This window comes from Arthrobacter sp. LFS091 (genome assembly GCF_047977885.1).
Classification (GTDB): Bacteria; Actinomycetota; Actinomycetes; order Actinomycetales; family Micrococcaceae; genus Arthrobacter.
This window is the reverse complement of record NZ_JBFPFP010000011.1, coordinates 76,152-94,141: the sequence shown is the minus strand read 5'-3', so window position 1 is coordinate 94,141 and position 17,990 is coordinate 76,152. Positions and strand designations below refer to the sequence as shown.

Sequence of the window (17,990 nt, the reverse complement as noted above, 5' to 3'; positions counted from 1 at the left end):
GTGGGGGAAACGCCCGGTCCCATTCCGAACCCGGAAGCTAAGACCCACAGCGCCGATGGTACTGCACCCGGGAGGGTGTGGGAGAGTAGGACACCGCCGGACAACCATTAAGGTCGAGACCCCCCAACCCACACGGGTCGGGGGGTCTCCCACATTTAACCACCAAACACCCCAGCGCCAGCCGCGAAGGTTGTCCGAGCCGGCACCAGGGGGTGAGGGTTAGCCGGAGAAGAACTCCGACAACTCCGAGATCAGCTTGTCCGGCGCTTTGTTGGGGCCATCGTGCCCGAAGCCGGCGAGTATGGTGTAACTCGACCCTGACAGGACGTCGTGGATTTGGCCGCAGGCAACACCGAAGTAGGCAGGGCTCTTTTCGCCCACTACGATCAGCGTTTCCAAGGGGAGTTCCAGGAACGGCTCAGCTGGCATGTCCGCAGCGATGACGGCTTTGATTTCCCGCACGCCGCTGGTCATGAGCTCGCGCATCTGTTTGCCCATGGGCGTGCCTGCTGTCAGCTTGTTGGCCAGGGTCAGCATGGACAGGGGCATGCGCCCGAGGGCGCCTTCCGTTTCCACTCCCTTGATCAGTACGGCGAGGGCTCGATCGTAGTCCCCGGCCGCAGCTGCGCGTTCATATTCCGGTGCCCATTCGGCCTTGACGCTGTGGTTGACGGAAACGGCCGGGTCATAGACAGCCAACCTCTCCACCGGAAGCGTCCGCGCTGCGTGGAGTGCTACGGCTCCACCGAAGCTGTGTCCAAAGACGTCCGTGCTGGAGGTGTGTTTCATGACCGCCTCCAGGTCCCGGATGTCGGCTTCCAATGTGTAGTCTTCGGCTTGCGGTGACGAGTCACCGCGTCCGCGACGGTTGAACGTGTGCACGGGCCTGCCCAGGGCTTCGCTCAATTTCTGGGCAAACCGGGTGTAATCGGAAGCGGTAACCATGGAGGCCGGAACAACTACCACGCCGGATCCTGCCGAAGTCAGCTCACCACCGGTGGTGAGTACTTCGAGGTGTCCGCCGTCTGGGGTCATGATGATGTCGCGCGTCATGAATTGAGCCTAACCGAGCCACCTGAAAGCAGGCACTATGCCTGTTCGTGTGTGGGAAACCGTCAGCGCGTGAAGTACTCGGAGATATCGGACACAAGTTCCTTGACGGCTGCCGGAACGGACCCGTGGAATCCTTTCGGGGAGACTTCCAAAGTGCTGCCCGGCACCGCCCTGTTCAAGCGTGACGCAGCGACCTTGTAGAACTTCGGACTCTTCTTTCCCACCATGAAGTGAGTCGTGGATGGCAACACGGAGAAGTCCCGGGGTGTGTCGGCGGCTTCGAACGCTGCCTTCAGTTCGCCGACGCCTGTTGGCATGAGGTCACGGAACAGCTGGTTGACTTTGGTGTGCGAGACGATGGCCATCAACCCCGCCAGGACTGGCTCAGGAACCTTCGCAAGGGCGGTTCCCTGGTTCATTCCACGCTTCATCCGGGCCAGCGCCCGGCCTACTTCGCCTTTGTTGACGGCATCAGCGAATCCTTCCAGCCAGTCCGTGTCCATGCTCCCGTCGATATTCACGGCGGCGTCATAGACCGCCAGTTTGTCCGGTTCGTGACGGGTGCCGGCGAAGGCCTGTGCAGCGTTGAGGGCAACGGATCCGCCCAGGCTGTGGCCAAGGATATTGCGCGCGCCTGTAGCGTCCATGATGGTGCGGACATCGGCAATTTCGGTGGCCATGGAGTAGCCGTGCGGTTGCTCTGTCGACTTGCCCCGGCCGCGTCGGTCGTAGACGTCCACGGCCCAGCCAGGACCGAGTCCTTTGGCCAGGGCGATCGAAAAGGGCCGGTAGATCAGGGCTGTGAGGAACGCTCCGCCGATAACAATCACGCGGCGTTCACCGGGCGCGTCTTCCGCGCCGTACGTGTACAAGGCGAGTTCGCCGCCGTCGTGCGTCCTGATGCTCTGTTCCCTCACCGAAACATCCTAGGGCGCGACGGTGCGCTGACCGACATTATGGGTTGCCGCCAGGAACCGGGCGACGCGGGCGGCGAGCCGACGGCCCGGACGCAGGGGACCTTCGTGGAATTGCAGCGGGACTATGGCGAACTCGATCGCCGGCACGGCGCCACTGAGCATGCGCCCGGTCTCGGCGAAGTACGCGGGGCTCCAGCCGCCGCTGAGCATGAGCGTCGGGGTAGAGAACTTCAGGAAGTCGTCAAGGTGGGCATCGGCGTCCAGTACCGCGCGCATCTCGGTAACAGCAGTGGGCAGCAGGGTACGCATTTCCAGCCCCAACCGGGTTCGCGCGGACAATACGCTGAGCGTCCGCAGCGCCCCCATGGGCAGGTACGAGATGGGCCCGGCCGTTCCAAGGCCCTGCACCAGGTGCGCCCAGGCATGATCCAGCTGCCCGGCCGTTACTGCTTCCTCGAGCTCTGGCCGCCACCTGCTGCTGAGGTTGCCGGACAGGGACACTGCGGCGTCGTAGGTCACCAGGCGATGGATGCTGAAGCGCCGGGCGGCTTGCAGCGCCACGAATCCGCCATAGCTGTGCGCTACTACATCGTCGGAACCGCTCTTCTCCATGACCGCCTGGAGGTCCGCTATCTCCGTCTCCACCGAATAGTCCGGTGGTTGTGGAGCGGAATGGCCGCGGCCGCGACGGTTGTAGACGTGGACAGGGCGCCCGAGCATCACGCTAAGAGTCCGCGCGAACGGCCAGTAAAGGGAATCGGTCACCAAAGTGCCATGGACAAGTACGACGCCGGCTGGTTCAGCAGGTGCCTTCGACCCCGGAATCGCCGCAGCCGACGCTGGCCGGAAGGTGTGCACCTCAAGCTGGCCACCGCCGTCGTTCGTTTCAACCGTCCATGTCTCCACAGCCTGAGTCTATTCGTTGGGCGGATCCCAGGACCCGGAAGTGAAGAGCCGTAATCAACGGTAAACTTAAGGACTGTGACTTCCGCAAACACCCCAGCCCCGAACACCTCCGCAGAACCCATCGATGCCAGCGAGCAAATGCGCATCCGCATGGAGAAGCGCACCAAGCTGATCGAGCGCGGCACGGAGGCCTATCCGGTGGGGGTTGAGCGAACCCACTCCCTCAGCGAAATCCGCGAAAAATATGCGCACCTCCAGGCCGACGAGACCACGGGCGACACCGTGGGCGTCACCGGTCGTGTCGTGTTCATCCGCAACACCGGCAAGTTGTGCTTCGCCACGATCCAGGAAGGCGGCGTGGACGGCAAGGGCGTCCGGCTGCAGGCGATGCTCAGCCTGGCCAACGTCGGCGAGGAAGCGCTTGCGGACTGGAAGGCCCTGGTTGACCTGGGCGACCACGTCTTCATCAAGGGTGAGGTTATTTCCTCACGCCGCGGCGAACTTTCCGTGATGGCAGATTCTTGGTCGATGGCCTCAAAGGCGCTGCGACCGCTCCCGGTCCTGCACGCGGAACTCAACGAGGAAACCCGCGTTCGCCAACGCTACGTGGACCTCATGGTGCGCGATGAAGCCCGCGAAATGGTCTACAAGAGGGCCGCCATCACCCGCTCGGTCCGGGACACGCTGGACCGTCACGGCTATGTGGAGGTGGAGACCCCCATCCTGCAGCTGGTCCATGGCGGCGCCACAGCCCGTCCGTTCGAAACGCACATGAACGCCTTCGACCAGAAGATGACCCTGCGCATTGCCACCGAGCTGTTCCTGAAGCGGGCCGTCGTTGGCGGCATTGACCGCGTCTACGACATGGGGCGCGTCTTCCGCAACGAAGGCGTGGACTCCACCCACAGCCCCGAATTCACCACGCTTGAATGCTACGAGGCCTGGGCAGACCAGTTCGTCATGGCCGAGCGCATGAAGGAAATCATCCTCAACGTCGCCGACGTCGTCGGCACGCGCACCATCCAGACCGACGCCGGTGAGATCAACCTCGACGGCGAATGGGCTTGGATTTCGGTGTACCCGGGTCTCTCCGAAGCAGTGGGCGTTGAAATTACGCCGGACACCACTGTGGATGAGCTGCTTGCCATCGCAGCAAAGCACGAGGTCAAGGTGGACCCCAAATGGGACGCCGAGAAGATCGTGGTTGAGTTGTTCGGCGAGATCGTCGAACCCACCTTGCTGAACCCCACGTTCGTGTACGACTACCCGCCCTCCGCGCAGCCGCTGGCCCGCCCGCACCGCGAAGACGGCCGGCTCATCGAGGCCTGGGACCTGATCATTGGCGGCATGGAACGCGGAACGGCATTCTCGGAACTCATTGACCCTGTCATCCAGCGTGAGCGGCTGACTGAGCAGTCACGGCGTTCGGCGGCAGGCGATGACGAAGCCATGCAACTGGACGAGGACTTCCTCCGCGCCCTCGAATACGGTGCCCCGCCCATGGGTGGCATCGGACTCGGTATTGACCGCCTGGTGATGCTGTTCACCGGTGCCGGCATCCGCGAGACCATCCTGTTCCCCCTGTTGAAGCCCGAAGGACACTGATCATGGAGTACATCGCAGTCCTGGCGCCGTCGGTTGTTGTTGGGTTGATCTTTTGGTTTGCCATGAAGTCAATCTTCAATGCGGACAAATCGGAGCGTCAGGCGGAAGCCCGCGCGCAGGCGGAAGCGAATTCGAAGAATATTGGCCCGGCATCCGAAGGCCCTGCCACTAAATAGCCCCCTAAATGGGTTCCCTTCATGGATGAATCCATTTGTGCTTTGACGTGCGTGCTTGCAGTGAACGATAATCAACAAAGGAATCCGGGGAATTTCTGATTATCCAACCCTCCAAAAGAGAGGCAACTCATGGCACAGAAAGTAAAAATCATCCTCGTCGATGACCTGGATGAAGGGGCCGCGGATGAAACTGTCCGCTTCGGCCTTGATGGCGTCAGTTACGAGATGGACTTGTCCACCGCAAACGCTGCTTCGCTTCGGAAGGCCCTGGAACCGTACGTGGCCAAGGCCAGGAAGACGTCGTCCGGCCGCGCCACCCGCGGGCGTGCAACAGCGGCACGCAGCCAGGATTCCGCACAGATCAGGCAGTGGGCCCGTGATAACGGTTACACGGTGAACAGTCGCGGACGTATTCAGGCTGAAATTCAGGAAGCGTACCAAAAGGCCAATTCCTGATTCATCGCTTCAACGCCCCGGCAGCTACTGCCGGGGCATTGATGTTTTAAGAGGCAGTATGTGCAAGTGCCGGGCACTCCGAACCATGGAATATTCTGTGAATCACCAGCCGGCCGAGTGACCGGGGATTTGAGCGGCTAATCGGCTGGCAACGCGATGCCTGATACTGCTAATGAATACCTTGCGGCCCTGGTGGTAGGCAGGATCTGGAAGCGGTTTGGCAGCATCCCACCGCAGGACGCCCCGGGTCAAGGGGGAAGGGCCTGTTTTATTCCGCAACCCCGTCATGTTTCCCCTGTGGCGAACACGCCCCAAAAGTGTTGCTCCGGCACGTAGCATCAAAGTACGTCGTAGCTAGGAGTGTGGCGAAATGTTTGAGAGATTTACGGACCGTGCCCGTCGCGTGGTCGTCCTTGCCCAAGAAGAGGCAAGGATGCTCAACCACAATTACATCGGTACCGAGCACATCCTCTTGGGTCTGATCCACGAGGGTGAAGGCGTCGCAGCCAAAGCGCTCGAGTCCCTGAGCATTTCGCTCGATGGTGTTCGCGAGCAGGTGCAGGAGATCATCGGTCAGGGCCAGCAGGCCCCATCCGGTCACATCCCCTTCACGCCGCGTGCCAAGAAGGTGCTTGAGCTCTCGCTCCGCGAAGCACTGCAGCTCGGCCACAACTACATCGGTACTGAGCACATCCTGCTCGGCCTCATTCGCGAAGGCGAAGGCGTGGCCGCACAGGTGCTGGTGAAGCTCGGCGCAGACCTCAACAGGGTCCGCCAGCAGGTCATCCAGCTGCTCTCCGGCTACCAGGGCAAGGAAACCGCCGGCAGCGGTTCCGGCCAGGGCCAGCCGGAAGGTACCCCCGCCGGTTCGGTGGTGCTTGACCAGTTCGGACGCAACCTGACCCAGGCTGCCCGCGAGAACAAGCTCGATCCCGTGATCGGCCGCGAGCAGGAGATGGAACGCGTCATGCAGGTCCTCTCCCGCCGTACCAAGAACAACCCGGTCCTGATCGGTGAGCCCGGCGTTGGTAAGACCGCCGTCGTCGAAGGCCTCGCCCAGGCGATCGTCCGAGGCGATGTCCCCGAAACCATCAAGGACAAGCAGCTGTACACGCTTGACCTCGGTTCGCTGGTTGCCGGTTCCCGCTACCGCGGTGACTTCGAAGAGCGCCTGAAGAAGGTCCTCAAGGAAATCCGCACCCGCGGCGACATCATCCTCTTCATTGACGAGATCCACACCCTCGTCGGAGCGGGTGCTGCTGAAGGCGCCATTGATGCTGCGTCCATCCTCAAGCCCATGCTTGCCCGTGGTGAACTCCAGACCATCGGTGCCACCACGCTGGACGAGTACCGCAAGCACATCGAGAAGGACGCCGCCCTCGAGCGTCGTTTCCAGCCGATCCAGGTCAAGGAACCTTCCGTTGCGCACGCGATCGAGATCCTCAAGGGCCTTCGCGACCGGTACGAGGCACACCACCGCGTAACGATCACCGATGGTGCCCTGGCATCGGCCGCTCAGCTGGCCGAACGCTACATCTCGGACCGCTTCCTGCCGGACAAGGCGATTGACCTTATCGATGAAGCCGGCGCCCGCCTGCGCATCCGCCGCATGACCGCTCCGCCGGAGCTCAAGGCCATGGACGAGCGCATTGCAGACGTGAAGATGGAGAAGGAATCCGCCATCGACGCCCAGGACTTCGAGGGTGCTGCCTCGCTGCGTGACAAGGAGCAGAAGCTCATTGCCGAACGCGCGGAGAAGGAGCGCAACTGGAAGTCCGGCGGCATGGACGACATTTCCGAAGTTGACGAGGACCTGATCGCTGAAGTTCTTGCGAACTCCACCGGCATCCCGGTCTTCAAGCTCACCGAGGAAGAGTCCTCGCGCCTGCTCAAGATGGAAGACGAGCTTCACAAGCGCGTTGTGGGCCAGGACGAGGCCATCAAGGCCCTGTCGCAGGCTATCCGCCGTACCCGTGCAGGCCTCAAGGACCCCAAGCGCCCAGGTGGCTCGTTCATCTTCGCCGGCCCCACGGGCGTCGGAAAGACCGAGCTCGCCAAGGCACTTGCCGAGTTCCTGTTCGGTGAAGAGGACGCGCTCATCACGCTGGACATGTCCGAGTACTCCGAGAAGCACACGGTTTCGCGTCTCTTCGGTGCTCCTCCGGGCTACGTCGGCTACGAAGAGGGTGGTCAGCTGACCGAAAAGGTCCGCAGGCGTCCGTTCTCCGTCGTCCTGTTCGATGAAGTTGAGAAGGCCCACGCGGACCTGTTCAACTCGCTCCTGCAGATTCTGGAAGACGGCCGTTTGACCGACTCCCAGGGCCGCGTGGTGGACTTCAAGAACACCGTGATCATCATGACCACCAACCTTGGTACCCGCGACATCTCCAAGAGCGTGGCCACGGGCTTCCAGTCCGGCACGGACACCCAGACCGGCTACAACCGGATGCGCGCCCGGGTTACGGAAGAGCTGAAGCAGCACTTCCGCCCCGAGTTCCTCAACCGTGTTGACGACGTCGTGGTGTTCCCGCAGCTGACGCAGGACGAGATCATCGAGATCGTGGACCTGTTCGTGACCCGCCTGGAGCGCCGCCTCAAGGACAAGGACATGGGCATCGAGCTCACGCCCGCCGCCAAGGTTCTCCTGGCCACGCGTGGTTACGATCCCGCGATGGGTGCCCGGCCGCTGCGCCGCACCATCCAGCGCGAAATCGAGGACCAGCTGTCCGAGAAGATCCTGTTCGGCGACATCCACCCCGGCGACATCGTTGTGGTTGACGTCGAGGGCGAAGGCGACGACGCGAAGTTCACGTTTGAAGGCAACGCCAAGCCGCGCATTCCGGAGATCGCTCCGACCGCGTAAGGCAGAGGCAACGACGCAAAGGACCCCGTCCATTCCGAAAGGAGTGGGCGGGGTTCTGTTGTCCGCCCTAAGGTGGGTTTCAGGCTCATTCGATGGAAAAGACTCCAGGGGGACAAACATGCGCGTACTCATGGTGGCGCCAGGCACGCGAGGAGACGTGGTTCCGATGGCCGGCCTCGGGCATCGCCTGCAGGGCGTAGGCTACGAGGTCGCCATAGCCGCCAACCCGGCCTACGCGCCTTTGGTGGTGGAATCAGGGTGCGAGTTCAGGCCACTGCCGGGAAACCTTGCTGAGCTGATCAAACATCCCGCGCCTGGTGCCAAGGCATCAGCCGGAAATGTGGTCTCCTTCTGGAAGAAGCTCGGCGAGTACATGGACAATGCGGCGACAGGGACGTTGGCGGCAGCGGAGGCTGGCGCGGACGTGATCCTCGCCAACTCGGTGGCGCCGTACGCCTACGATGTTGCTGAGGCTTTCGGCATTCCGGCTATCGGCGCCCATCTGCAGCCCACTGAGCCAAGCGCGGCCTACCCTCCTGTCCTGATGAACTCGGCCCGGAGCCTCGGCCCCGTGGGAAACAGGATCATAGGGGAGCGTGCTTCTGCTGGGCCAGCTCCATATGACGGTCCCAGCGCCCGCTTGCGCAGGGAACTGGGCCTGCGCAAGGAAAGCCGCGCGGCCGGGGAGCGTCGCCGAAGGAAAGCTCACGCAACAGTGCTTTACGGCATCAGCCCATCGGTACTGCCCAGGCCGGACGATTGGCACCCGGGCTTGGTGATGGCAGGGTACTGGTGGCCGGCTGAAAACCCTGGCTGGCAACCAGCCGCATATCTCGTGGACTTCCTTGCAGATGGCCCGCCTCCGGTCTTCGTGGGATTCGGCAGCAGCGCCGACATCGATCCTGGCTTTATCCTGGACGCTACCCGTCGTGCCGGCGCAAGGGCCGTCGTCCAAGGCGTTGAGGGTTACCTGGGGGATGACGCAATCGGCGTCGGGAGTGTTCCGCATGAGTGGCTTTTTCCCCGTATGTCGGTTGTGGTTCACCATGCGGGCGCTGGAACCACCGCTGCCGGTCTGCGGGCTGGCGTTCCGACGGTGGCTGTTCCCGTGTACACGGACCAACCGTTGTGGGCGTCCAAAGTTGCATCGCTTGGAGCCGGTCCGGAGCCGGTGCCCTATAAGAAGCTGACTCCGGAGCGCCTGGGCGAGGCGATACGCGAAGCCAGCAACACGCCGTCGTACGCCCGCCGCGCCAAGAGCGTAGCCACCGCACTGGCGACGGAAGACGGCACCGCCGCCGTGGTCGAGGCATTACGGAATATCTGAAAGTACTGTTTCACTGTGAGTGAACCACTCTGTGATTGGGACCACATTCCATGTTGAATCAGATCATGGACTCAGCTGACATTCACGCCCCGGGCCACCAGCCCGAAACTCCTTTCCACGATCTTGACCACTACCTCTCCATCCCGCGGGTCGGTGGCCTCTCCCTTAGTCCGGACGGAACGCGACTGGTCACCACAGTGACAACGCTCAACGGCAAGGGAACCGAGTTCGCTTCCGCCCTTTGGGAGATCGACCCGACGGGCCAGCGGCCGGCACGCCGGATCACCCGCAGTTCCAAGGGCGAAACCGGGGCAGTATTCGCCTCCACCGGCGACCTCTACTTCACGTCGGCGCGCCCGGACCCGGACAACCCGGACGCTGACCCCGTCAGTGCGCTGTGGCTGTTGCCCGCCGACGGCGGTGAGGCCCGCGTGGTGCACTCCCGCTCCGGCGGTATCAATTCCGTGATGGCCGCTAAAGACGTGGACGCCACATTCATCACCGCGGAGGTCCTGGCCGGATCCTCCGATGAGGAAAATGACGAGGCGCGCCGTAAGGCCCGCAAGGACAACAAGGTGTCGGCGATCCTGCACAGCGGCTACCCCGTCCGCTACTGGGACGCCGACCTGGGCCCGGCCGAGCCGCGGCTCTTCGCGGTGGAACAGGGCGAGGACAAAGAGCCTGGCAAGCCCTCCACCGTTGACGCCGCGCCGTCGCTCAAACTCCGCAACCTGACGCCCGGCGTCGGCGGTTCGCTGCGCGAGGCCAAGTCAGTAGTGAGCCCAGACGGCAAGACCATCTACACCAGCCTCACCAAGGCGCTCGCGAAAGCCGGCAGCCGCGAGGTGCTCGCCGCCGTCGACGTCGCTACCGGCAACGTCAAAGTCCTCCTGGACCACGAGGGCATGAGCTACTTCCCGGGACCCGTCAGCCCAGACGGCCGCACGCTGGTGGTTGAAAGCGAAAGCGACACAACGCCCACTCAGGCTCCACAAGTGAAGCTGCACCTGCTCAACGTAGCCAATGGCGAGACCACGGAATTGGAGCCGCTGGCGCACCACTGGGACCGCTGGGCCACCGCGCTCGCCTGGCTCCCCGACGCCAGCGCCATACTCGCGAAAGCGGACGACGACGGCGCGTCGCCGGTTTTCCGTATTGGCGTCGCTGATGGTGGCGTCGCACGCGTGACGATGGACTCCGCAGCCTATTCCGACGTCGTGGTCTCACCTGACGGGGCTACCGCGTACGCGCTGCGGAGTTCCTACGAGTTCCCGACCGAAGCAGTGCGGATCGACCTGGCCACCGGTGAGGTGGTACGCCTGCCTGCGCCGGCGGAGCGACCGGTCTACAGGGGCCGCTTGGAGCGGGTCGAGACCACCTCGGAAGACGGTGCCCGCGTGCCCGCCTATCTTGCACTGCCCGAAGGCGCCTCCGCGGATGCTCCTGCCCCGCTCCTGCTCTGGATCCACGGCGGACCCCTCGGCTCCTGGAACGCCTGGACCTGGCGTTGGAACCCGTGGCTGCTGGTCGCCAAGGGCTATGCCGTCCTGCTCCCGGATCCCGCGCTTTCCACCGGCTACGGGCAGGAGTTCATCCAGCGCGGCTGGGGCGAGTGGGGCAAGAAGCCGTTCACGGATCTCATGGCCATCACCGATGCTGTGGTGGAGCGGCCGGACATCGACGAGTCGCGGACAGCAGCGATGGGCGGATCCTTCGGTGGTTACATGGCCAACTGGGTGGCTGGCCAGACGGACCGGTTCAAGGCGATCGTCACCCACGCCAGCCTGTGGGCGCTGGACCAGTTCGGCCCCACCACGGACGCGGCCCAGTACTGGTTGAAGGAAATGACGGCTGAGATGGCGATACAGAACTCGCCGCACCTGAATGTCGGCAACATCAAGACGCCCATGCTGCTGATCCACGGCGACAAGGACTACCGGGTGCCGATCGGGGAAGGCCTTCGGCTCTGGTACGAGCTCCTGTCCTCTTCGCAGCTGCCTGCTGACGACAACGGCCAGAGCCCGCACCGTTTCCTCTACTTCCCGGACGAGAACCACTGGGTGCTCCAGCCGCAGCACGCCAAGGTTTGGTACGGGGTTGTGGAGCATTTCCTGGCCAAGCAGCTTCTGGGCGAGGACGTGGAGTTGCCTGAGGAACTGGGGGTCTAGGCGATTCCTTCCGTGCGACAACCGGGACACTTGCCGCGTGCTCGCTCGTTCCTCGCTTAGACGCACGCTATACAAATGTCCCGGTCGTCGCCGTCGTGCCCGCACTCCGTCATACGCGGCGCCGGCGGCCCGCATCTGTTTGCCTCGCTAGTATGGGGGAGTGGATTCGACCTTCAGCCTTCGCCCTGCCCGCACCAGTGACGTAGCGGCGATCAAAAGGCTCGTGGCTCCTTTGGCTGAGGAGCGGATCCTCATGGCCAAGGAGACAGTGGCGTACTACGAGAGCCTGCAGGAATTCCGGATTGCCGAATCCAACACAGGCGAGGTCATTGGCTGCGGCGCCTTGCACGTGATGTGGGAGGACCTGGCCGAGATCCGTACGCTGGCCGCGGCCGACTCCTGGCGGGGCCGCGGCGTGGGCCATGTCCTGGTGGAGAACCTGCTGGAAGAGGCAAAGGCGCTGGGTGTGAGCCGGGTGTTCTGCCTGACGTTCGAGGTGGACTTCTTCAAGCGCCACGGCTTTGAAGTCATGGCGGACCAGTCGGCCGTTGATCCGCAGGTGTATTCGGAACTCCTGCGCTCGCATGACGAAGGCGTGGCCGAGTTCCTGGACCTTGCCCGCGTGAAGCCCAACACCCTGGGCAATACGCGCATGATCAAGCAGCTTTAACCTGCGCCCAAACCCCTTTTAGACCCCAGCTCCGACGCATGGCTGGGCCCTGCCCGATTATGGGTGATTTAAACCTCTTCTCTTATCTAAAGTTGATGGATAAACTGATAACGGCTTGCTGGGGAAGCTTCCGCCACATCGGTCAATTTGAGAGAAGATCATGCAGTCCCACGCCTCCACTCCAGATGTTTCACAACTCCAACTCAGCGTGCGCGGTCCCGTGTTCACGCCAGCCGATCCAGGCTTCGCCGCCGAAGTAGCGGCCTTCAATTTGTCCACTCAGCACCAGCCGGATGTTGCCTTCGGCGCCCTCGACGCAGAGGACGTTTCGGCAGCGATCCGCTGGGCCGGAGAACGCGGAATGCCCGTCTCCGTCCAATCCACCGGCCACGGAGCCACCAACGCCATTGAGGGCGGCCTGCTCATCAGCACCCGTCGAATGCTGGAGCTCAGTATCGATCCCGTCGAACGGACGGCCCGCGTTGGCGCCGGCGTCCGCTGGAAGGCCGTCGTGGAACTGGCATCCACATTCGGGCTCATGGGGCTCTGCGGTTCCACCACCGACGTCGGCGTGGTGGGTTACACGTTGGGCGGCGGCTTGCCGATCATGGGTCGAAAGTACGGGTTCGCATCGGACCATGTGATCGCCTTCGAGATCGTCACTGCTGACGGCACGCACCGACGGGTAACCAAGGACGAGAATTCGGAGCTTTTCTATCTCCTGCGCGGAGGCAAGGGAAACCTTGGCATTGTCACGGCCATGGAATTCCACTTGTTCCCGGGCACTGACCTCTTCGCCGGTGGGCTGTACTTCGACGGTGAGCATGCCCCGGCGGTCCTCCAGCAGTTCAGCGAATGGGTTCCGTCGCTGCCCCAGGAGGCGTCGGCGTCGTTGGCTTTCCTGCGCCTCCCGGACATGGAGATGATTCCCGAACCTTTGCGGGGCAAGTTCGTCGTGCATCTGCGTTACGCATACCAGGGCGACGCGGCCGTGGCAACGCAATTGCTGGAGCCGATGCGACGGAGTGCGCCTTTCATGATGGATGGGACCGGCCCCCTGGACTCCACCCAGCTGGACAGTATCCACCAGGACCCGGACCAGCCTGTGCCCGTGCGCGAGCGTGGCTTCCTGCTGGACCGTTTGGACGGCGGAGCGAAGAGCGCGATCCTGCGCCACTTCGGACCAGGAGTGGAGAGCCCGGTGCTGATGGCGGAGGTGCGGTTGCTCGGCGGCGCCTTGGCCAAGAGCGCCGACGGCGAGGATACCGTTGGGGCGCGCGACGCCGCGTTCAGCTTCTTCATGGCTGGCATGGCTGTCCCTCCTCTGGTGGAGCTGCTTCCCGTAGTGTTCGACGCCGTACGCGAGGACCTGCGCGACGCCTCCAGCGGCGGGACTTTTGTTAACCTGCACGGCCACTTCGTCGACGCCGAGGACAGGGAGCGGCCCTGGGGTCCCACTGTCCGCGAACGGCTCCGGAAGGCGAAGGCCCAGCTTGACCCGAAGAACATGTTCAGTTTTGGACACGTTGTGGGGCTTCCGGTGATCGACCAGACAGTGCTGCTTGAAGATGTTGTGACTGCCGGCGGCGACGCCGTGCTGAACAACTAGGGAGCTGGGACGGCAATGGACCATCGGGTGATTTTTCCTGACTTCTCCGCATTCCAGATCGACATCCCGTATGGATTGTTGCCAAGCGGGGAGTCCTGGGCCGGGGAACGCCATCCGGATCCGGACCTCTACTCGGCCTTCTGGCCCGAGGTCCGTCCCCGGAGTGAGTCCGGGTTGATTGCGGCGCCGGGTGCCGATGACTGACCCGTGAACAAAAGAGCAGGTGGAGGGGCGGTCGAAGGGCTGCCCCTTCCACCATTTAACTGCCGTCCCTTCGCCTCGGGACCTACCGTGGGCCCGCCCGCCGGTAGTAGGGTCAGAGCACCAGCCACAGCACGCCCAGGAGCATCCAATGAAAAAGCTCATCAATGATCCACGCGCCGTGGTGGACGAGTCCGTCGAAGGTTTTGGCATGGCCCATGCCGACATCGTGGACGTCCATCCCGACCCCAAATTCGTTGTCCGGAAGGCAGCGCCGGTAGCGGGCAAAGTTGCCCTGGTGTCCGGCGGAGGCAGCGGGCACGAACCCCTTCACGCAGGCTTTGTGGGACTCGGAATGCTCGACGCCGCTGTGCCCGGCGCGGTCTTTACCTCTCCCACACCCGACCAGATCATTCCGGCGACTGTCGCGGTGGACTCGGGTGCCGGCGTCGTCCACATCGTGAAGAACTACACCGGTGACGTGCTGAACTTCGAAACCGCTGCGGAAATGGCCCAGGCTGAAGGCGTTCGCGTCCGTTCGGTGCTGGTGAACGACGACGTCGCCGTGGAAGACTCGCTGTACACGGCAGGACGCCGCGGAGTGGGTGGAACCGTCCTGGTGGAAAAGATCGCCGGCGCGTCCGCCCAGCGCGGGGATGACCTTGACGCTGTCACAGCGATGGCCGAACGTGTTGTGGCCAACGTGCGGACCATGGGCGTGGCCCTGTCCGGCTGCACTGTGCCGCACGCGGGGACGCCGAGCTTTGAGTTGGCCGATGACGAAATTGAAATCGGAATCGGCATCCACGGCGAACCGGGCAGGCACAGGATCCCCATGGAAAGCGCCGACGCCATTACGGACCGGCTGCTGGAGCCCGTTCTGGAGGATCTGGGGATCGCTTCAGGTGACCAGGTCCTGTTGTTCGTCAACGGCATGGGCGGAACCCCGCAGAGTGAGTTGTATATCGTGTACCGCCGGGCCGCGCAGGTCCTCGCCGAACGGGGCGCCACGGTGGAGCGCTCGCTGGTGGGAAACTACGTGACTTCGCTTGAGATGCAGGGCTGTTCAGTATCCGTGCTGCGCCTGGACGACGAGATGACCAGGCTCTGGGACGCGCCCGTCCACACGGCAGCCCTGCGGTGGGGTGCCTGAGCATGGGATTGGGCGTCGACTGGGCCGTGGAATGGCTGAAACTATCCGCCGACTCCATGGCCCGGCACCGCACGGAGCTGATCGAACTGGATCGAGCAATCGGCGACTCTGATCACGGCGAAAACATGGACCGGGGTTTCCAGGCGGTTGTTGCCAAACTGGAGGAAGCCCCACCTGAGACGCCGGGTGCGGCACTCAAAGTGGCGGCGATGACCCTCATGTCAAAGGTGGGTGGTGCGGCCGGACCGCTCTATGGAACGGCGTACCTGCGCGCCGCTACCTCGCTGGGCGATCTGGCGGACGTGGACGCCGAAGCCCTGGCCGCGGCGCTCGCCGCAGCACGGGACGGCGTAGTGGCCCGCGGCAAGGCGGAACCCGGCGACAAAACCATGATCGACGCCTGGACTCCAGCTGTCGAAGCCGCACAGAAGGCAGCGGCCGCAGGCAAAGACCCAAGGGAGGTCCTGGACGCCGCCGCTGAAGCCGCCCAGGCCGGAGCCGAATCCACGGACGAACTGGTGGCCCGGAAGGGTCGGGCCAGTTACCTGGGGGAGCGCAGCGCCGGGCACCGCGACCCCGGTGCCGCATCAACAGCGCTGCTCCTGCGGGCAGCCGCAACAGCTGCCAGCAACGGCACAGGAACCGGCGACGCATGACGGTGGGAATCGTGGTGGTTTCGCACAGCAGCAAAATCGCTGAAGGTGCAGTGGAACTCGCCGCCCAGATGGCGCCCGACGTCGAACTCGTCGCCGCCGGGGGAACCGACGACGACCGGATCGGTACCAGCCTGGAGAAGGTGCTGGCCGCCGTCGAGCAGTCACTGGTTGATTCCGGTGGTGACGGGGTGGTGGTGCTCACGGACCTGGGCTCGGCCGTGATGACGGCCGAATCTGCGGTGGAATTCGCCAGCGCTCCCGACGCTGTGCGGCTGGCCGACGCGCCGTTGGTCGAGGGACTGGTTGCCGCCGCCGTCGCTGCCCAGGGAGGTGCCGGCGTCGAGGATGTGCTCAAAGCGGCCGAAGCCGTAACTTTCAGTGGAAGTTCAGTGGCTGCAACCCAAGCTGCCGACACAGGCACTGCTGAACCTGACGCCAGCGGGACTTTTACCCTGATCAACCCCTTGGGAATGCATGCGCGTCCGGCGGCGAAGATCGCCGGCGGCCTGTCCGGAATGGACGCGGACGTGACCGTCAACGGAGTGGACGGCATGTCCATTATGGCGTTGATGGCGCTCGCAGCGGGGCAGGGATCCGAGCTGCATGTGGAAGCCCGTGGGAAGGATGCCGAGAGGGCTGTGGACTACGTGCGGAAACTGGTTGAAGAGGGTTTTGGCGAGCTCTAACCAGGCAGTTTTTCGACCAAGATATTGCTAAGTATGCTGATTAGTGATGTTGTAGAGGTACAAGGTTCCTACGAAGAAAGAGGTGCGACATGGGTGCTGACGACAAGATGGAGAATGCCGGCGAGAAGCTCGGCGGCAAGGCCAAGGAAGCTGCCGGCAAGCTGACGGACGACAAAGGCCTCGAAGCTGAGGGCAAGGGCGACCAGGTCAAAGCCGACCTCAAGGGCGCAGGCGAGAAGGTGAAGGACGCCTTCAAGAAGGACTAGGAATGTGGACAGGGCCGCTGCGGTTGCAGCGGCCCTGTCTTGCTGTGGGAGGCCTCGCTTCGAGGCGCTATTTAATGGAGGATCTTCGTGAACATTCTGGTAAAACTGTTCGGCATTGCTGTCAGCCTCGGCGCAGGTGCCATCGCGAACAAGACTTTGGAAGGCCTCTGGGAGAAGAAGACCGGCAAGCCCGCCCCGAAGGACGGAACGGACCTGAACGACTCCCTGCCGGGCGTCCTGGTCTTCGCCGTGGTCTCCGCCGGTGTTGGCGCAGTTGTTCACGTACTTACCCAACGGGGCACCAAGAGCGCCCTGGCCCGCATGAAGAAAACAGCAGACGAGGTCTAGAACATGGCTATTGCCAAGCACCCCAGCGTTGTCATCGACTGCCCCGACGCGGCAGCGCTCGCAGCCTTCTACGCGGAATTGCTCGGATGGCACGTTTCCAACGAGAACGGCGACTGGTACGACGTGCGCCCGGAGGACGGCAGCAACTGCATCTCCTTCCAGCAGGTTGATGTGTACCAGGCGCCCGTCTGGCCGGGCCAGACAATCCCGCAGCAGATGCACTTTGACGTCGTGGTGGACAACCTGGACAAGGCTGAAGAAGAAGTCCTTGCCATCGGCGCCAGCAAGGCCGACCACCAGCCAGGCGAGACGTTCAGGGTGTTCCTTGATCCTGCCGGACACCCCTTCTGCCTCTGCCTGAGCTAGGGCCGGCCCTTCTTGGGCCTAGCCCTGCTGCGCCGCCCACTCTTCGACGCGACGGTTGCTTTCCTCCTCTGAGAGGTCCTCGACGCGGGTCATGATGGACCACCGGACGCCGAAGGGGTCCCGGAGGCTTGCGTAGCGGTCGCCGGAAACGAAAGTGCTCAACGGCTCCCTGATGGTTGCACCGGCTTGCTCCGCTTTGCGGACCAGGGCGTCCGCGTCGGAGCAGTAGAGGCCCAAGGAGTAGCAGTCGTCCTCGCCCTCGGGCGACGGGACCAAGTGGTATTCGGGGTTGGGTTCGCCGAGTTGCAGGTGGCCGTTTCCGAAGTCGAGCTCCGCGTGGACCACCACCCCGCCCATCTCGGTTTCGCCCACCACCCTGGCGCCGAACACGTCCCGGTAGAACGCGATCGCTTCCTTGGCGTTGGACACCGCAAGGAACGGCGTGAGGCTGGTCAACCCTTTCGGGACGCCGTGCGTGGTGTGCTCGCCGTTGGCGGCGGTGGCGGCTTCTGTGCTTGTAGTATCTGTCATGGATATGACGCTATGTGCCTGGTAGGGGCCAGC

The 17,990-nt window shown here is 63.4% G+C and carries 19 protein-coding genes and 1 rRNA gene; 16 read left to right on the top strand and 4 right to left on the bottom strand.

The genetic code is table 11. From position 1 onward, the window contains the following. A 5S ribosomal RNA gene (rrf, locus tag ACNQOP_RS19250) occupies positions 1-102 on the top strand; the annotation flags it as partial. Between the two features lie 117 nt (positions 103-219). On the opposite strand, the gene ACNQOP_RS19245 is transcribed toward rrf, so the two are convergent. The 3 genes from ACNQOP_RS19245 to ACNQOP_RS19235 form a co-directional block, all read right to left on the bottom strand. Next, positions 220-1,053 carry an alpha/beta fold hydrolase gene (locus ACNQOP_RS19245; RefSeq protein WP_257370329.1) on the bottom strand — a complete coding sequence of 278 codons (834 nt, stop codon included), beginning with the start codon at positions 1,051-1,053 and terminating at the stop codon, positions 220-222. Between the two features lie 62 nt (positions 1,054-1,115). After that, positions 1,116-1,970 carry an alpha/beta fold hydrolase gene (locus tag ACNQOP_RS19240; RefSeq protein WP_416405478.1) on the bottom strand — a complete coding sequence of 285 codons (855 nt, stop codon included), beginning with the start codon at positions 1,968-1,970 and terminating at the stop codon, positions 1,116-1,118. A gap of 9 nt (positions 1,971-1,979) precedes the next feature. Then, positions 1,980-2,876 carry an alpha/beta fold hydrolase gene (locus ACNQOP_RS19235; RefSeq protein WP_416405477.1) on the bottom strand — a complete coding sequence of 299 codons (897 nt, stop codon included), beginning with the start codon at positions 2,874-2,876 and terminating at the stop codon, positions 1,980-1,982. 75 nt (positions 2,877-2,951) lie between these two features. Between ACNQOP_RS19235 and lysS the strand changes: the two genes are divergently transcribed. From lysS to ACNQOP_RS19160, 15 genes are all read left to right on the top strand, one after another. Further along, positions 2,952-4,481 (top strand): lysine--tRNA ligase, encoded by a 1,530-nt coding sequence (lysS, locus tag ACNQOP_RS19230; RefSeq protein WP_416405476.1) that lies wholly within the window; start codon positions 2,952-2,954, stop codon positions 4,479-4,481. Between the two features lie 2 nt (positions 4,482-4,483). Next, positions 4,484-4,657, top strand: coding sequence for a hypothetical protein (locus tag ACNQOP_RS19225; protein ID WP_235520368.1), 174 nt, complete (start codon positions 4,484-4,486; stop codon positions 4,655-4,657). A gap of 129 nt (positions 4,658-4,786) precedes the next feature. After that, the gene (locus ACNQOP_RS19220) at positions 4,787-5,113 is read left to right on the top strand and encodes a histone-like nucleoid-structuring protein Lsr2 (protein ID WP_211711044.1); all 327 of its coding nucleotides are present in this window, start codon (positions 4,787-4,789) and stop codon (positions 5,111-5,113) included. 370 nt (positions 5,114-5,483) lie between these two features. After that, positions 5,484-7,976 carry an ATP-dependent Clp protease ATP-binding subunit gene (locus tag ACNQOP_RS19215; protein WP_235520367.1) on the top strand — a complete coding sequence of 831 codons (2,493 nt, stop codon included), beginning with the start codon at positions 5,484-5,486 and terminating at the stop codon, positions 7,974-7,976. A 118-nt stretch (positions 7,977-8,094) separates the two neighbouring features. Further along, positions 8,095-9,303, top strand: a complete 1,209-nt coding sequence (locus ACNQOP_RS19210) for a glycosyltransferase (RefSeq protein WP_416405475.1) — start codon at positions 8,095-8,097, stop codon at positions 9,301-9,303. A gap of 50 nt (positions 9,304-9,353) precedes the next feature. After that, the gene (locus ACNQOP_RS19205) at positions 9,354-11,471 is read left to right on the top strand and encodes a prolyl oligopeptidase family serine peptidase (RefSeq protein ID WP_416405474.1); all 2,118 of its coding nucleotides are present in this window, start codon (positions 9,354-9,356) and stop codon (positions 11,469-11,471) included. A 160-nt stretch (positions 11,472-11,631) separates the two neighbouring features. Then, a complete protein-coding gene (locus ACNQOP_RS19200; RefSeq protein WP_257370319.1) occupies positions 11,632-12,141 on the top strand; it encodes an amino-acid N-acetyltransferase in 510 nt (169 codons plus the stop codon). Positions 12,142-12,301: 160 nt separating this feature from the next. Continuing rightward, a complete protein-coding gene (locus tag ACNQOP_RS19195) occupies positions 12,302-13,750 on the top strand; it encodes an FAD-binding oxidoreductase (protein WP_416405473.1) in 1,449 nt (482 codons plus the stop codon). A 27-nt stretch (positions 13,751-13,777) separates the two neighbouring features. Beyond that, the gene (locus ACNQOP_RS19190; RefSeq protein WP_284986841.1) at positions 13,778-13,954 is read left to right on the top strand and encodes a hypothetical protein; all 177 of its coding nucleotides are present in this window, start codon (positions 13,778-13,780) and stop codon (positions 13,952-13,954) included. 148 nt (positions 13,955-14,102) lie between these two features. Beyond that, positions 14,103-15,104 carry a dihydroxyacetone kinase subunit DhaK gene (gene dhaK / locus ACNQOP_RS19185; RefSeq protein WP_284986842.1) on the top strand — a complete coding sequence of 334 codons (1,002 nt, stop codon included), beginning with the start codon at positions 14,103-14,105 and terminating at the stop codon, positions 15,102-15,104. Between the two features lie 2 nt (positions 15,105-15,106). Next, entirely contained in the window at positions 15,107-15,760 is a 654-nt protein-coding gene (gene dhaL, locus ACNQOP_RS19180) for a dihydroxyacetone kinase subunit DhaL (protein ID WP_416405472.1), read from the top strand. Further along, entirely contained in the window at positions 15,757-16,446 is a 690-nt protein-coding gene (gene dhaM / locus ACNQOP_RS19175) for a dihydroxyacetone kinase phosphoryl donor subunit DhaM (protein ID WP_416405471.1), read from the top strand. Before dhaL ends, dhaM begins: the two co-directional genes overlap by 4 nt. An 89-nt stretch (positions 16,447-16,535) precedes the next feature. Next, on the top strand, positions 16,536-16,712 hold the full coding sequence (locus tag ACNQOP_RS19170) for a CsbD family protein (protein WP_018780110.1): 177 nt from the start codon (positions 16,536-16,538) through the stop codon (positions 16,710-16,712). 87 nt (positions 16,713-16,799) lie between these two features. Continuing rightward, on the top strand, positions 16,800-17,060 hold the full coding sequence (locus ACNQOP_RS19165; protein WP_257370313.1) for a DUF4235 domain-containing protein: 261 nt from the start codon (positions 16,800-16,802) through the stop codon (positions 17,058-17,060). 3 nt (positions 17,061-17,063) lie between these two features. Next, on the top strand, positions 17,064-17,426 hold the full coding sequence (locus ACNQOP_RS19160; RefSeq protein WP_235520348.1) for a VOC family protein: 363 nt from the start codon (positions 17,064-17,066) through the stop codon (positions 17,424-17,426). An 18-nt stretch (positions 17,427-17,444) separates the two neighbouring features. Here the strand turns inward: ACNQOP_RS19160 and ACNQOP_RS19155 are convergent, their stop codons facing one another. After that, positions 17,445-17,957, bottom strand: coding sequence for a VOC family protein (locus tag ACNQOP_RS19155; RefSeq protein ID WP_284986845.1), 513 nt, complete (start codon positions 17,955-17,957; stop codon positions 17,445-17,447). Positions 17,958-17,990: the final 33 nt, after the last annotated feature.